Source organism: Gemmatimonadota bacterium (assembly GCA_016712265.1).
Lineage (GTDB): Bacteria > Gemmatimonadota > Gemmatimonadetes > Gemmatimonadales > Gemmatimonadaceae > RBC101.
Window position 1 is genome coordinate 929,974 of the sequence record JADJRJ010000028.1, and the last position, 14,539, is coordinate 944,512.

Below are 14,539 nucleotides of genomic sequence, written 5' to 3' on the forward strand. Positions count from 1 at the left end.
AGCGGGAGATGTGACCAGACTCACTTTTTTTTTTCCGAGTTAGGTCGCTAGAGTGCCGGGGAAAGCCGTCGCCCAGGGGGTTGCGGCTCGGCGGGCGTAACTCTTTTCCCGGAGCGGCGTGTAATATGCGAGCGAACCCTGGCCGGAGACGCGAGATGCTACAGGTGTTGGGAATGGTCGCCGCGTTGTGCGCTGGGTGCGGTGATCCCCAGGAGCCGCGGGGCCTGCGGATTGCAATTCCGGACCCGATTGTTGACCTGGGGGTCAGTGATGGCTGCGCGCGCTTCCAGGTGCGGTTCGACGCCGGTGGTGCGCCGATTGTTGAGCCGATCTTCAACTCGGCGTCGTGCGCGCTCAACCAGATTCGGTTGTTGAGTGATACGGCGGCGACCTTCGACGCCGCGACCGGGGCGTTGCGGGTCGCGATCGTGATGGAGAACCTCGGGACGGCGGCCATCGTGCCGCGGGTGCGACTCCGCTTCAACGCGGACAGTGTCACGCGACTGGACGCCAACGGGAACCCCGTTGGAGGGGCGAACGACATCCTCGGGTACCAGCCGGATTCGGCGAGCGCCAATGGCCGCGTCGCCTTTTGGCGATTTGACGGCTACCTCGCGCCCGCGGGTCAGCCGCAGGTGCTCATGCCCGGGGCCCGGACTCAGCGGCGGTGGGTGGAGTTTCGCGGGACAACTTGGAGTCACCGGACGCGGCTGAAGTTGTTTGCGACAGGTCAAGAACAGGAACTCGTGCCCGCGCAAGCGCCGGACTCGATTCCTCACTCCCTTCTCAACAGGATCATCACGCCTTCCTCTGGCCTCAAGTACTATCACGGAGTGCTATACGTTGGCTTCGTCCGCGGAACAACTCAACAGGAGAAGGCCAGGGTAGTGGGGTTGGTGAACAGCCGCGTCGTAGGTGGGCGACCGGACCCCGCGGTTGACGGCGGGATGTACCTCTTGCAGTTGCCGACAGACACTTCTCAGGCAACCCTGGTCGCAGCAGAGGTGATCCTTGGAGCGCAAGCGTCGGTTGTGTGGACTCGTCGTCAGCTGCGCCTCGACGTGGTCCCAGCATGGAGGCGTCCCAACGATGGTGCAGGGTGGCAGCGAGGCGACTGGCGCGTCCGCGGTGACTCGCTGCTTTCTCCGAACGCGCTCCGCGCATCTTGGGGGGCCCAGTTTGTGCGAACGCCCCTGGGCTGGGGATGCTCACTCGCGGATACTGCTGCGCACGTGGCGGTAATCGACTACGGATTCCAGGCCCCCTCGGGTCATGACATGCCTGGCTATCGTGCCTCATACAACGCCAACCTCAGTGGCGATACAATCCGTCACGGTGCCGCCGTCCTGTCGGTCATCGGGTCGGTTGGGGACAATAACACCGGGATTACGGGCGTCGCCTGGGGGGCCGCACTTTCGGCATGGGATCCAACGAGCGTCGATGCTCAGAATCGCCCGATGAAAGATTCAACAACCGGAAGGCGACTCGTATACCCAGAGGAGATACTGCAGCAGATTGTTGATGCGACGCGTGCAGGTGCAACCGTGATCTCGATTTCGCTTGGTGCTGACAGTGTCGCCCTCTACAACGTTGGCAACCCGGTCGCCGATTCCGCGCTGCGAGCCGTGGTCGGCGGCCTCCGGCGCAGTCTCGATTCTTTGGGGGTGCCCCGGCCACTGCTGGTTCTTTCGGCCGGCAACGTTAGGAACGGGGACGTGAGGGGATCCTTCTTTCCGCTCATACGGGATAGCCTGCCCGCAACCACAATTGTCGTCAGCGCGATGGGGCACAACGCGACCGCACTCTATGCTCCGCTGAACGATTCTCGAATCGACCTGCTCGCACCAGGTCAAGGCATCGGTGCGTGGGTCAACGGGTCAGGAGCACCCTTCACTGGCTCCTCGTTCGCCACGCCCCTCGTCTCTGGCGCTGCGGCGCTGCTGAAGTCCTTCGACCCACGCCTGTCCGCAGATTCGCTCAAGTTGCTCCTTGTCCAAGGTGCGGCAAGACGCAACGTCCGTGTGGCCGGCTACCCTGTGCTCGATGCATACGAACCGCTACGACTCGCCGCCGAACGTCCGGGCGCGCCCCTCTGCGGCAACAACATCCTGGTGTCGGAGACGACCGGAAACCCGAAGACTATCAGCGCTCGGGTGAGACGAGCCGCAGGACAACCCTACGAAACCATTGCCTCGTGGCAGGTGCCGGCGGACACAGGGATCTTCCTGGCTACCACGCACGGTGGGCGCGAACTTCTGCGTGAGACGGTGAACGGCTATCAGCGCGTAGCCCGTTACAACAACGGGGCCTGGGCAAGCCTGTCGCAACCGTGGAGCAACGTGCAGACGCCGAGTCTCACCGGATCGAGCCAGTCGATTCTCTCTCGCACGCACGACGGGGACTCCTCTGTGGTTCTGGTCGCCGTCGGTGCCGTGGGTTCCCCCAACCTTTCGTTTGCATATCGGACGGGCCAAACGACCGGGGCGACATTCACCACTTTCCCGAGTGTACCCACCAGCTGGACGGATCCACTGACTGGCATTGGCCCATATGGAGGCGCGGCGTCGGCCGGGGGGGTGCCAGCCCCGACGGGTGAATTCGTCATCAATGTACTCCGTGCCGGAAACGCACTCTCTACCTGGACGTTCTTCAAGACCGTGCCCGCGACGGGCGTCCGAACTCAGCTCTTCAACGAGTCGGTACATGTCGTGCCCAACTACCTGGGTAGCTGCCAGCCAAACTGCACCGGCGTGTCGAACCCTCTCGGTATTTCTGTGAACGAGGATGGCTCCGAGTTCACCTATACCGTCCCGACCCAACTCTGGCAGAACAACACATCATGTGTTGTGAAGCGCTACTCGATGAAGGCTGGCGTTCACCTCCCACCCGATACCGTGACGGGTGGCCAGGTCCCCGGGTACCCGTATTGGCCGAGCTGCGGCGGGGTGGGATACGACGCCGCAAGAGTGTCGGGGAGGGTGATCCTGTCGCGCTAACGTTGGCCCTCGGGTCACCTCGGCGTCGCGCGTGAACGGCGTGACGCCGACCTACGTGAGTAGGTTGGGGTTCACGCTGGTACCGAGGTCGGGCAGACGCAAGAAACCGAGAATCACACTGCAGATAGCCTCCGCAGCTGTGCTGATTCCGCCTCGGTGAGCGCCGCCTGATCCAGGGCGCCAAAGGCGCTCACATCGGCCCGCAACTGCGCCGCGGCGTCTGCGAGTGCATCCGGTCCCTGCAAGCGAAACCGGGCTGGCGACTGCACGCCGAACAGGAGCGCGCGCTCCAGCCCGGGCCACCGCGCCACGTCAGGCTCCACACCGGCGTGGCCCGCGAACAAATCACACACGAGGTGCATGCGCTGCACCTGTGGCTGGCCGCGACGCGCACGACAGGCAGCGAGCCCCTCACGTATCACCTCAATGCTCGGCCCGGCCACGCGACCGCTCCATGTGTACGCCACCCAACGTGCCTGCAGTTCCAACGGGGTGAAGTAGGGCCCCGACTGCTCGAACATCCCGACGACCGCGAGGTTGGGGAGGTCCGGATGGAAGGTGAGGTCGTAGAGGTCGACCTGATGTGCGTCCGGGGCGAGCGCCGCACGCGCGGCGGGCCCAAGGAACGGCAGGTCGAGGGTGTAGCCGGTGCCGCAAACGATGGTGTCGACATCCTCGTGGGATCCATCCGCGAATGTCGCGCGCGTGCCATCCACCTGCACCAGCCAGGGACGGGGATGAATCCGGCCCTCGGCGACGAGGGGCAAGTAATACTGGTTCTGCGTGAACCCCGCCTCGTAGGGATTCTCCGCGTGGCAGGGTGCGCCGAACTGGGTGGGGTGGCCACAGCTGCGCACGATGAAGTCGCGAAAGGTGTCGGCGACTACGGCGGTCGGTAACGCGCGAGCGGCCAGCGCTGCATAGCGCGTGTAGACCCTGTGCTCAATCGGGACGCCCGCGATGAGTTTCTGCAGGACGTAGCGGTGCCGGCGTGACGACACCACCACACGGGCCGCCCCCTTGAGGGCCAGCTCACTTGCGACTTCGACCGCGCTAATGCTGTGCCCGGCGACGAGCACGCGTTGCCCCTGGAAGCGCAGGGGGCCACGGTTCGCGGCGACGTGGGAGACGCCGCCCGATCCAGTAAACGACCGGAGCCCCTCGATCGCAGGGGTGAATGGTCGCCGATAACGTCCAGACGCAACGACGACGCGGGCGAAGGGCTCGCGGTGGAGCGCGGTATGCGCGTCGCGCCACGTTACGCCCCACTGGCCGTCGGGAAGCGGCTCGATCTCGGTGACCTCGCAGCCGAATCGTGCGTCGGCGAGGATGCCCGCGGATGCCGCAAAGCGTTGGAGATAGGCGCCGATCTCGTCGCCGGTGGGATACGCCGCCGTGCCAGCAGGGTGGGCGAGGTCGCTGAACGCCGTCGTGATCCGGCTCGTGTTCGTCCGCATCCCGGGCCACACACCGCTGTCCCCGTCGCCGACGCGCCATTGGCCCCCCACCCGGTCGGCAGCGTCGAACAGCACCGGACGAAACCCCTCCGACGCGAGGTAGCGCGCGGCGACGAGCCCAGCCGGGCCCGCGCCGATGACCGCGACCACCTCGCCCGCGCGCGCTGTCACCGGGTGGTGGGTCCGATGGGCAGGTCGACCCGCGACGGGTGCCGGGCGTCGCGGAACAGCGTGAGCATCGGGGCGCCGTTGGGGACGGCCAGGTGTGTTTGCCGGTCGGCCCCATTGATCGTGAGGCGGATGCGATGCCCGGCCTTGAAGTGCCGTGCCGTGGGCAGCAGGTCGAGGGTCACTTCCTCTGGCGCGTCGCCTAACGGGCGAACGTCCGCACTGCGTCCACTGGGCCAGGGCAGCCCCAGATTGCGGTACGGTGGCCGGCCCTGCGCGCGCCGCGAGGCGCGGAGGACGCCCTCGGTGACATAGGTGGAGCGACCGGTGGGGTCGACATCGCTCAGGGTGACCATCAGGTCCGCGTCGCGTGTGGATGAGGTGATCCACAGGTGGACGATGGGGTGCCCGATGACCTCCATGGGGCGCGAGAGCGGCGCGGAAGTGAAGGCGAACCCCTTCGCGTCATTGGGCGCGAGGTCGGGGTAGCCTACGTCGCCACCGTACGTGTTCGCCCAGCGGTTGCCCGGGCCTAACGAGGCTGTCGTGTCGACCACCTGGCTGTCGGCGGCGGTCGCGGCGCGGGGGCGGTTGGGGGCGAGGCTCTTGTCGCTTCCGCGCGCCCCGGCGAGGAACCAGGAGGTGCGCCGCGTCCCCGCGGGGGGCCAGCTCCGCGTGCTCCGCCACTCGCGACCAGCGGGCGCCTCCATCACGTGATAGCGGATGGGCGGTTCGCGCATGATCCCGTTGTCGATCCCCTTGAGCCAGTAGTCGAACCAGCGCAGCCGCTCGGCGGCCAGGTCGAAGCCCGTGGTCTGGCCGTGGAACCAGGGGCCGACGACGAGCTTCTGCGGGACGGTGAGGTTCGCGTGCCACAGGAACGCATCGCGCGGAAAGGCATCCATCCATCCGGCCAGGCCGTAAACGGCCACCCCGGATGCATTGATCTGCTTGAGGTAGGTCGACGGCGAGCGTTCGGCGAGGATCTCCCGCCCGGACACCGGATCGCGGCTGTCGCGGAAGGGGACGTCGCGCCACATCGTGAACATGTCGCGGTTGACCGTGTGGCCGCGGATCGCGGTATCGCGCTGGGCGCGCCCGGTTGGGCCGTCGACCGGGGCCACGCCGCTGAAGCGCAACGGTCCCCACGTGAACGTCGCTGCATTGTCCAGCTGGCGCGTGAGGTACTGCCACTTGGTGAAGAAGTCGTCGCGGAAGATCCCCCCGGGGTGGATGAACGGCCACCACTCGAAGACGTACATCTCCGGGAAGATCGCCACGAGGTGCGGCGGGGCCTGCGCGGCCGCAAAGAGCTGCGTGATCCCCAGGTACGATCGCCCGGTCATCCCGACCTTCCCGCTGGACCACGGCTGGACCGCGAGCCACTCGGTCATCTCGCGCGCGTCGGCGGCTTCCTCGGGCATGAAGAAGCCCTGCTGCGTGCCAAACGAGGCGCCGCCGCCGCGCGTGTCGACCGCGGCGACGATGTAGCCGTGGTGCAGCAAGACGTCGATGCCGCGCCCGAACCCCGAGGCGTAGTCGACCAACGTGTCACCCGAAAAAAACGCGCGGTTGTAGCGGTGGTGGGTCCACACGACCGGGAGTCGCTCGGTCGGCAGCTGGCCATTGCGCGTAGGCCGCAAGAGGTCCACGGCGAGCCGGACCCCGTCGCGCATCGGCACGTAGAACGAGGTGCGTCGGTACCCGTCGTACGTGGGGGCCGAGTACCCGCGGTACTCGCCGGGGCGCGACACCCGGTCTTGTTGTGCACCGGCGGAGGTGGCGAGGAGGGCGGCGACGGCCGCTGCCCGTGCGTTGCTGCCGACCAGGGTCAGCATTGTCTTGGCCAGGTTCATGGCTTTCGGACGGGTGCGCCCTGGGGGATGGCGGCGCCGTCGTGGCGTGGCTCGCTCGCGCCGAAGTTCACACCGGCCGGGCCACGGAGCACCGCCTGTCCCCACCCAAACGTTCCGGAGCGGGGCCCGACCGTGGTCACCGCGTGCCCTCCCGCCTTCAGCGCATCGATCACGGGCGCCGGCACCAGCGACTCGATGTTCACGTCGCAACCGTCGAACGAGTTTTTCGAGAAGCGGCCGGCTTCCAGGGCCTGCTGGATCGTCATCCCGAAGTCGGCGATGTTGGACACGAACTGCGCGTGCGCCTGCGACTGGTTCCATCCGCCCATGATCCCGAACGAAATGCGCGTGCCGTCCTTCTCCATGAATGCGGGGATGATCGTGTGCAGGGGCCGCTTGCGTCCGGCGAGGACGTTGACCGACGCCGCGTCGAGCGAGAAGAGACTCCCGCGGTTGTGCAGGAGTACCCCGGTCCCCGGTGCCGTCAGGGCCGACCCAAACTCTGAATAGATACTCTGGATCAGCGAGACCATGTTGCCGTCCTTGTCGACCACCGTCAGGTAGATCGTCTCGCTGCCCTGAAGTCCCGCCACCGACTGGTAGGTGGCCGGGGTCACCGTGCAGGCCGCGCGCGCGAGGTCGATCAAGCGGGCGCGCTCGGCGGCCACCTTCTTGTCCAGCATCGCGGCCGTTGGGACCTTCGTGAAGTGCGGGTCCGCCGTGTACTTCAACATGTCGGCGTAGGCGAGCTTCTTCGCCTCGATCATGTAGTGCAGGCTCTTCGCGCTATGAAATCCCCACTCGGCGATCGGGGCCTGCTCCATCAGGTTGAGCATCATCAACGCCGCGATCCCCTGCGTGGGGGCGGGGAGTTCGTACACCGTCCACCCGCGGTACGTGGTGGAGATCGGCGTGACCCACTCCGCCTCGAGGGCGCGCAGGTCGTCGAGCTCCATCAGGCCGCCCTCCTCCTTCGAGAGCTTCACGATGGCCTCGGCCACCGGTCCTGCGTAAAACCCGTCGCGACCTCGCTCGGCAATGCGACGGAAGGTCCGGCCCAGGTCTGGATTGCGGAACACCTCGCCCTCCTTCGGCGCACGCGTTCCGTCGAGCAGGAAGGTTGCCTTGGTGTAGGCGTTGTTGTCGAGGCGGTCGACCGCGCGTCCCCACATGCGCGCGACTTGCTCCGTGACCGGGAAGCCCTCCTCGGCGTAGTAGATGGCCGGGGCAAGCAGGTCGGCAAAGCCTAACGAGCCAAACTTCCGGCGCATGGCATCCCAGCCGGCCACCGCACCGGGGACCGTCACGCTGTGGATGCCACGCACCGCGGTCTGTCCCTTGGCCCGGAGCACCTCCGCATTCAGCGCCTTCGGCGCCCAGCCGGCCGCATTCAGCCCGTGGAGCTGGCCGGACTTCGCATCGTAGATGATCGCGAAGAGGTCGCCCCCGATCCCGTCACCCGATGGTTCGGTGAGTGCAATGACTGCATTGGCAGCAATCGCCGCATCCACCGCGTTCCCTCCCATCTCAAGCACCTGCGTCCCCGCCTTGGCGGCAAGGGGAGAGCTGGATGCCACGATCCCCAGCCGTGTGGTGACCATTGACCGACCGACCGTGGGGCGGGGTGCCTCCTGGGCGGCGAGAGATTCACTCATGATAAAGGTCGCGCACGCGACGAGGAGGGCAGGGTGGACGCGCAAGGGCATGGCGAAAATGGGAAGCGGGAACCCGGAGAGTGTCCACCGGGTTCCCGCGTTCGTCAACCGTGCCAACAACCTTCCTGGTCGCCCAGTGAGGAGTGATTGGCGGTCGCCGCGCTCAGTGGGTGCGTGAGTGACCCGCAGGGGACGCTAGCTCCGGTGTTGAACTACCCCCGACGCGACGGCCGGTCCGAGCGGCGTTGCGGTGTCACCGACATGCGGGGCACTGGTGGGATTCACTCCCTGCCTGCACAATACGCGCGGTCTTCCTTCTCCCCCCTCCCTGACATGTCTGATTCGGGTCACGATGCGGCCGCCGGAACCGGCGCGCTCACCCGTCGCGCGATGGTTGGTGGCGCCGCCGCCGCGGCCGGCGCCCTGATCTTCTCCACCTTGCCCGAGGCCGCGGGTGGTCAGGGATCGGTGGCCAGTGCCCCGCCCCTTATTCCGGTCCCGCCGGACCCGACCAAGGTCCTCGGTGCACCGACGTCGGCGGTAAGCGTGCGGTCGCCGTTTGTCGTGACAGGTCGGAATCCCACCGGTGCCGTCTCCGGGAGCTCGCTGACGCCACTCCACCAGTTCAGCGGGAACATCACGCCGGCCGACCTGCAGTTCGAGCGGCACCACGCAGGGGTTCCGACGATCGATCCGGCCACCTGGCAGCTAATGGTCCACGGACTGGTCGATCGCGAGATGATCTTCACGCTCGACGACCTCATGTCCCTGCCGTCGGAGACCCGCGTCCACTTCCTGGAGTGTTCGGGGAACGGGCGCCTGGCGTTCAAGGGGTCGCGTCCGGATCTCTCGCCCCAGAACATCGATGGCCTGTTGTGCAATGCCGAGTGGACCGGGGTGCCAGTCAAGACCCTTCTGGCGGAGGTCGGCGTGAAGTCGGGTGCGGAATGGGCACTGGCCGAAGGGGGCGATGCTGCCCTCATGTCCCGCAGTGTGCCGATGGCCAAGCTGATGGACGACGCGATGCTGGTCTATGCGCAGAACGGAGAACCCTTGCGGCCCGCCGGGGGGTTCCCGGTGCGCTTGTTCCTGCCCGGGTGGGAGGGGAACACCAACGTGAAGTGGTTGCGGCGCCTCGAGCTGGTGTCGGAGCCCAACATGTCGAAGGACGAAACGTCGAAGTACACCGACCCGCTCCCCAACAACACCGCACGCATCTTCTCGTTTGACCTCGATGCGAAATCCACCATCACCTATCCGACCTTCCCGAACACGGTGAAGAAGCCCGGGTGGGTGCAGGTGTCGGGGCTGGCGTGGAGTGGCCGTGGACGGATCACGGCGGTCGATGTGTCGGTAGACGGTGGGGCCAGCTGGGTCCAGGCGCGACTGGCGGGTGAGCCGCAGCCGAAGGCGGCGATCCGGTTCACGCACATGTGGAAGTGGGATGGAGCGCCGGCCACCCTCATGAGTCGTGCGGTGGACGACACAGGGTACGTGCAGCCGACGTTGGCGGTGTTCCGGGAAGGCCGCGGTCCGGGTACCGACTATCACTACAACCACATTCGAGCGTGGAAGGTCGCGGCCGACGGCGTGGTCACCTACTCTGGCGAGGTCTAGGCGATGCGACGCTTGACAAGGCACGTGTGCGGTGGCCTGCTCCTGGCGGTGATCGCCGCCTGCACAGGCGGGAGCGCGGGGAGCGACGCGGGGGGGCGCGGCGCCGTGCGTCCATCGGAGGCGCTGCCAGCCACCTTTGGCGTAGGTCGCGCGGCGACGCCGGCGGAGCTCGCGGCATGGGACCTCGACGTGAACCCGAAGGGCGTTGGCCTTCCGGCCGGGCGCGGAACGGCCGCCGAAGGCGCCGTGGTGTACGCAGCGAAATGCGCGTCGTGCCACGGCCCCACCGGGACCGATCCCATCGCGCCGAACCCGAAGCTCGTCGGGCGGGAGCCGCGGGACTTCTCGTTCGCCAACCACGCGACCGGGGTGACCAAGACGATCGGCAACTACTGGCCGTACGCGACCACCCTCTACGACTACATACGGCGTGCCATGCCGCAAACGGCGCCCGGCACGCTGACGGCGGGCGAAACCTACGCCGTGATTGCCTGGCTGCTCGCCGAGAACGAGGTGATCCCCCGTGACCAGGTCATGGATGCCACGAGCCTGCCGGCGGTGGTGATGCCGTCGCGGGATCGGTTCGTTCGCGACGACCGAAAAGGCGGCTCCGGCTTCAAGTAGCCGTCAACGGCGGTGGTAGCTTTGACGTAGCCGGGGCGATTCCCTCCGCGCCCGGCATCGCCTGACATACCAAACTCGGCGCTGCTACTGTGAGCGCCGGGCGCGCGCGTTTCTTCTCCACCGACTTCCCGTCTGCAGATGATCAAGCTCCTCGCCCTTCTGCTGGTCGCCGCGCCGCTCGTCGCGCAGTCGCCGGCCCGCCTGCGGTTCGCGGTGACCTTTCCCGCCGCCCGCAGCACCCAGCCACTCGACGGACGCCTCCTCGTGCTGCTCGGTGCGGACTCGACCGCTGAACCGCGGCAGCAGTTCGCCTACGGGCTCAAGACCAGCGCGGCGTTCGCCATCGACGTGGAGGGCTGGAAGCCCGGGGAAACGCGGTATGTCGATGCCGCGGCGTTCGGCTTTCCCGTGCGATCGCTCAAGGACTTCCCGCGCGGCAGCTATCGCGTGCAGGCGGTGCTGAATCGCTACGAGACCTTCACGCGCAGCGATGGGAAGGTCGTCAAGCTCCCGCCAGACCAGGGGGAGGGACAGCGCTGGAGTGCGAAGCCGGGGAACCTCTACTCGACGCCGCGCTGGGCGGCGGTGGATCCGGCGCGGCCGGATGTCATTCCGGTCGTGCTCGACCAGGAGATGCCGCCCATCGCCGCATTTCAGGAGACGAAGTACGTCAAGTACGTGAAGATCCGCAGCGAACGCCTCTCGAAGTTCTGGGGGCGGGACATGTTCCTCGCCGCGTTTGTCACGCTGCCGTGGGGCTTTGATGAGCACCCGCAGGCGCGGTATCCCCTCGCGATCAACCACGGCCACTTTGCCACGCAACCGGACAACTGGCGCGAGGTTCCGCCGGACCCGAACCTCAAGCCTGACTACTCGGCGCGCTTCTCGTTGTCGGGGTACAACCGCATCCAGCAGGAGCAGTCGTACCAGCTCTACAAGGACTGGACCGGTCCGGGATTTCCCCGGATGCTGATGGTGCAGATCCAGCATCCGACGCCGTTTTACGACGACTCGTACGCCGTCAACTCGGCTAACAACGGCCCCTACGGAGACGCGATCCAGTACGAGCTGATCCCCGAGATCGAGAAGCGGTACCGCGGGCTCGGGCAGGGCTGGGCGCGCTTCATGTTCGGCGGGTCGACGGGAGGCTGGGAGTCGATGGCCGTGCAGATGTTCTATCCCGAGGAGTACAACGGGGCGTGGGTGGCCTGCCCGGACCCGATCGACTTCCGCCACTACACCGTCGTCGACATTTACAGTGATACGAACGCGTACTACATGCCGTCCCGCTTCAAGCGAACGTTGCGACCGGGGCATCGCAACTGGCTGGGGCATGTGGATGCCAGCCTCATGGAGATGAACCACTTCGAGCTTGCGTTAGGCACGAAGGGGCGTTCCGGGGACCAGTGGGACGTGTGGGAGTCGGTCTATTCCCCCGTGGGCGAGGACGGCTATCCGCGTCGGCTCTGGGACAAGGAGACCGGCCGGATCGACCCCGTTACGGCGGCGTACTGGAAGGAGCACTACGATCTGTCCTACATCCTGCGTCGCGACTGGAAGGTCCTCGGCCCCAAGCTCCAGGGCAAGTTGCGGATCTACGTCGGCGACATGGACAACTACTACCTCAATAATGCCGTGTATGAGGTGGAGACGTTCCTCAGGGACGCAGACCCGCCGGCGCATGCCGTGGTGGACTACGGGGATCGCGACGAGCATTGCTGGAATGGTGACCACACGCGATCCAACGCCTACTCCCGCCTGCGCTACGTGCAGATGGCCCTGCCGTGGTTCGCCGAGCGGGTGCTGATGGCCTCACCGGCGGGGGCGGACCTACGGAGCTGGCGGTACTAGTCGCGAGACGGCAGACGGCGCCGTGCGGCCGTCTGCCGAAATTCCGCACCACGGCGTGGGGCTAGCCCGCGCGGCCGAGTTGGCGGGTGTACTTCACCGTAAACGACCGCGCGATCGGGGCTTGCCAGCTGCTGAAGCCGTCGGCGCGCTCGCCGTCGTTGAAGACGATGAACAGCCCGGTCCCGGCGGTGTTCAGCCAGGCAAAGCGCAGGTTGGCCGTGAACACCTGCTGCTGGTTGTTGTATTGCGTCAAGCTCTGGAAGAACACCCGGGGGGTGAAGAAGTAGGCGAACTTGAGCCCGATCAGCTTACGGACGAAGTCGCCCTGGTCGAGGTTCACGTCCTGGTAGTCCAGCAGCAGCGACGACGAGATCGTCGAGCCGCTGCGCAGTGTAAACGTGGCATTGCCGCCGTTCCGCGTGCCCTCGTAAAACGGACCGAAGTCCGCGCGCCCAACAAAGGAAAACACGCGGCTCGGGTCCGTGTTGAAGTCAAACCCCAGCTGCGCCCAGTCGTACGATCCGACGGGGATATTCACCCCCGGGGCGATGGCAAACGGGGCCTGCAGCCCCTCGTGGAAGATGTTCAGCTCCGGGCCAAACCGCGCGCCGCTGTTGAATTCCACCTCGGTCATGTCCACGTGGACCTGACCGTTCTGGTAGAAGCCGTCCATCCCGAAGTACCCCCGGAAGTTGGTGTGCGGATTCCATTGCCGCACGCGTTTCCAGTCGGGATTGCGCACCAGGCGCATGGCGGCCACCTCGTAGAACCGGAACCCGGCGGGGCGATTGAGGAACCCAACCTCCGGGTTGAAATCCTCCCCGACCTGCAGCGTGCGCACCGAGTTGTTCCAGTCGCGGGTCTTGTACTCCGCGCGGGCGGTCCACGCGAGGTCGTCGCCGGTTCGGTCGGGAGTTTCGGACTTGGCGCCCCACCAGTCGAAGGTCCAGGCCTGGCCCACGCCGACTCGACCGTCGAAACCGTAGACACGATTGTAATCGTCGCGATCGCCCGTCCGCATGCGCTGCACACCAATCACGCCCAGCCGGGAGCGTGCTGAGAGCTCCCGTACCGCGCGGGCCACCGTGTAGCTGTTGCCCTTCACCGCGCCGGTGTTGTCCGTGAACATCTGTAGCGCGCCGACGGTGAGGCCGCCGATGCGCCCCGTCAGTCGTCCGCCCCCGATGATCGGCGTCGGTTGTCCCACCGAGTCTATCCCGATCCGACGGGTGAAGAACAGGTCCACCGCTTGTGGCGTCCCCGCCGCGAACACCCCGGCGTTTTCCAGGAAGAAGGGACGCTTCTCGGGAAAGAAGATCGGGAAGCGCGTCAGGTTGGTGCGCTGCTCGTCCACCTCCACCTGCGCGAAGTCCGTGTTGTACGTCAGGTCGAGCGTCAGCGCCGGGGTGATCCCGATCTTGGCGTCGGCGCCAAACTCCCCCGGGGTACGGAACTTCGATTCCGTGAGATAGTTGCGCGTCGTTTGTCCCAGGACATACGGGGTGACGGTCGCGATGCGGTTCTCCGGCACCTGCAGCCCTTCCAGCGAGCCGGCCTGCGACAGGCGGGCGATCGAAAACTGTCGGTTCACCCGCGACCAGAGGGCTTCCTCATTCTTGCGGCGAATGCCGCGCATGATGTTGAAGCCCCATGTCTGTTCGCGCCCACCGCCATAGCGAATGGTCCGAAATGGGATCCGGAACTCTGCATACCAGCCCTGGGCATCCTGGGACGTCGCCACGGTCCAGCTGGCATCCCAGTTGAGATTCATCCCACCCATCGAGCCCGCCTGCGCCCGGGTTTGCCCGGCCTGGAACACCCCACCCCCCTCACCCTCTCGCACCACCTGCGCATCGTGCTCGATTCCGCTGGGGGTCGTCCCGAACAGGAAGCCGTTCTGTCGGTCGTGGTACGTGTCGAGGATGAAGCCGAAGTAGTCACTGTTGGTGAGTGTTACGTCGCGAATCTTCTCACTCGGCACGATCAGGGCGGCCTCGCGGTCGAACAGCCAGGCCGCGATGTACAGCGCTTCGCCGTCGGACGTGACCCGTACCTCGGTGCGCTCGGTGACCGGCGTGCCTTCCTGCGGCTCACGCTGGACGAACTCGGTGAACAACGTCGCCTCCTTCCACGCGGCGTCGTCGAGCCTGCCGTCGATCACGGGGGCCGTGGTGGTCTGCGTGGCGCGGGCGACGCGACTCATCCCGTTGGTGCTCGATGAGGCAGGGGGCTGGGCGACCAACAGCGCGGGAACGACGAGCGACAGCAGGAGCGGGCGATTCATCACACACATGGCGGCGAGAGGCAATGGACTG

8 protein-coding genes are annotated in these 14,539 nt (G+C 66.4%); 4 read left to right on the forward strand and 4 right to left on the reverse strand.

Annotated features, from left to right (window positions below; translation table 11 throughout):
- Window positions 1-155: 155 nt before the first annotated feature.
- On the forward strand, window positions 156-2,996 hold the full coding sequence (locus tag IPK85_10835; protein ID MBK8247878.1) for a S8 family serine peptidase: 2,841 nt from the start codon (window positions 156-158) through the stop codon (window positions 2,994-2,996).
- Between the two features lie 113 nt (window positions 2,997-3,109).
- Here the strand turns inward: IPK85_10835 and IPK85_10840 are convergent, their stop codons facing one another.
- Genes IPK85_10840 through ggt form a run of 3 tightly spaced genes read right to left on the reverse strand, consistent with a single transcriptional unit; the run spans window position 3,110 to window position 8,183 of the window.
- Window positions 3,110-4,624: an FAD-dependent oxidoreductase gene (locus IPK85_10840; GenBank protein ID MBK8247879.1), complete on the reverse strand. Its 1,515-nt coding sequence runs from the start codon at window positions 4,622-4,624 to the stop codon at window positions 3,110-3,112.
- Entirely contained in the window at window positions 4,621-6,477 is a 1,857-nt protein-coding gene (locus IPK85_10845; GenBank protein ID MBK8247880.1) for a CocE/NonD family hydrolase, read from the reverse strand. Before IPK85_10845 ends, IPK85_10840 begins: the two co-directional genes overlap by 4 nt.
- A complete protein-coding gene (gene ggt, locus IPK85_10850; GenBank protein MBK8247881.1) occupies window positions 6,474-8,183 on the reverse strand; it encodes a gamma-glutamyltransferase in 1,710 nt (569 codons plus the stop codon). The genes IPK85_10845 and ggt overlap by 4 nt, the downstream gene beginning before the upstream one ends.
- A gap of 282 nt (window positions 8,184-8,465) precedes the next feature.
- Between ggt and soxC the strand changes: the two genes are divergently transcribed.
- From soxC to IPK85_10865, 3 genes are all read left to right on the forward strand, one after another.
- Window positions 8,466-9,749, forward strand: a complete 1,284-nt coding sequence (gene soxC, locus IPK85_10855; GenBank protein ID MBK8247882.1) for a sulfite dehydrogenase — start codon at window positions 8,466-8,468, stop codon at window positions 9,747-9,749.
- Between the two features lie 3 nt (window positions 9,750-9,752).
- Window positions 9,753-10,373, forward strand: coding sequence for a cytochrome c (locus IPK85_10860; GenBank protein ID MBK8247883.1), 621 nt, complete (start codon window positions 9,753-9,755; stop codon window positions 10,371-10,373).
- A 138-nt stretch (window positions 10,374-10,511) separates the two neighbouring features.
- A complete protein-coding gene (locus tag IPK85_10865) occupies window positions 10,512-12,224 on the forward strand; it encodes a hypothetical protein (GenBank protein MBK8247884.1) in 1,713 nt (570 codons plus the stop codon).
- Window positions 12,225-12,285: 61 nt separating this feature from the next.
- Here the strand turns inward: IPK85_10865 and IPK85_10870 are convergent, their stop codons facing one another.
- Window positions 12,286-14,508: a carbohydrate binding family 9 domain-containing protein gene (locus tag IPK85_10870; protein ID MBK8247885.1), complete on the reverse strand. Its 2,223-nt coding sequence runs from the start codon at window positions 14,506-14,508 to the stop codon at window positions 12,286-12,288.
- Between the last annotated feature and the right edge of the window lie 31 nt (window positions 14,509-14,539).

Bases quoted from the DNA above. Each gene is read 5' to 3' on its own strand.
- IPK85_10835 (MBK8247878.1), top strand. From the start codon at position 156: ATGCTACAGGTGTTGGGAATGGTCGCCGCGTTGTGCGCTGGGTGCGGT.
- IPK85_10845 (MBK8247880.1), bottom strand. From the start codon at position 6,477: ATGAACCTGGCCAAGACAATGCTGACCCTGGTCGGCAGCAACGCACGG.
- ggt (MBK8247881.1), bottom strand. From the start codon at position 8,183: ATGCCCTTGCGCGTCCACCCTGCCCTCCTCGTCGCGTGCGCGACCTTT.
- soxC (MBK8247882.1), top strand. From the start codon at position 8,466: ATGTCTGATTCGGGTCACGATGCGGCCGCCGGAACCGGCGCGCTCACC.
- IPK85_10860 (MBK8247883.1), top strand. From the start codon at position 9,753: ATGCGACGCTTGACAAGGCACGTGTGCGGTGGCCTGCTCCTGGCGGTG.
- IPK85_10865 (MBK8247884.1), top strand. From the start codon at position 10,512: ATGATCAAGCTCCTCGCCCTTCTGCTGGTCGCCGCGCCGCTCGTCGCG.
- IPK85_10870 (MBK8247885.1), bottom strand. From the start codon at position 14,508: ATGAATCGCCCGCTCCTGCTGTCGCTCGTCGTTCCCGCGCTGTTGGTC.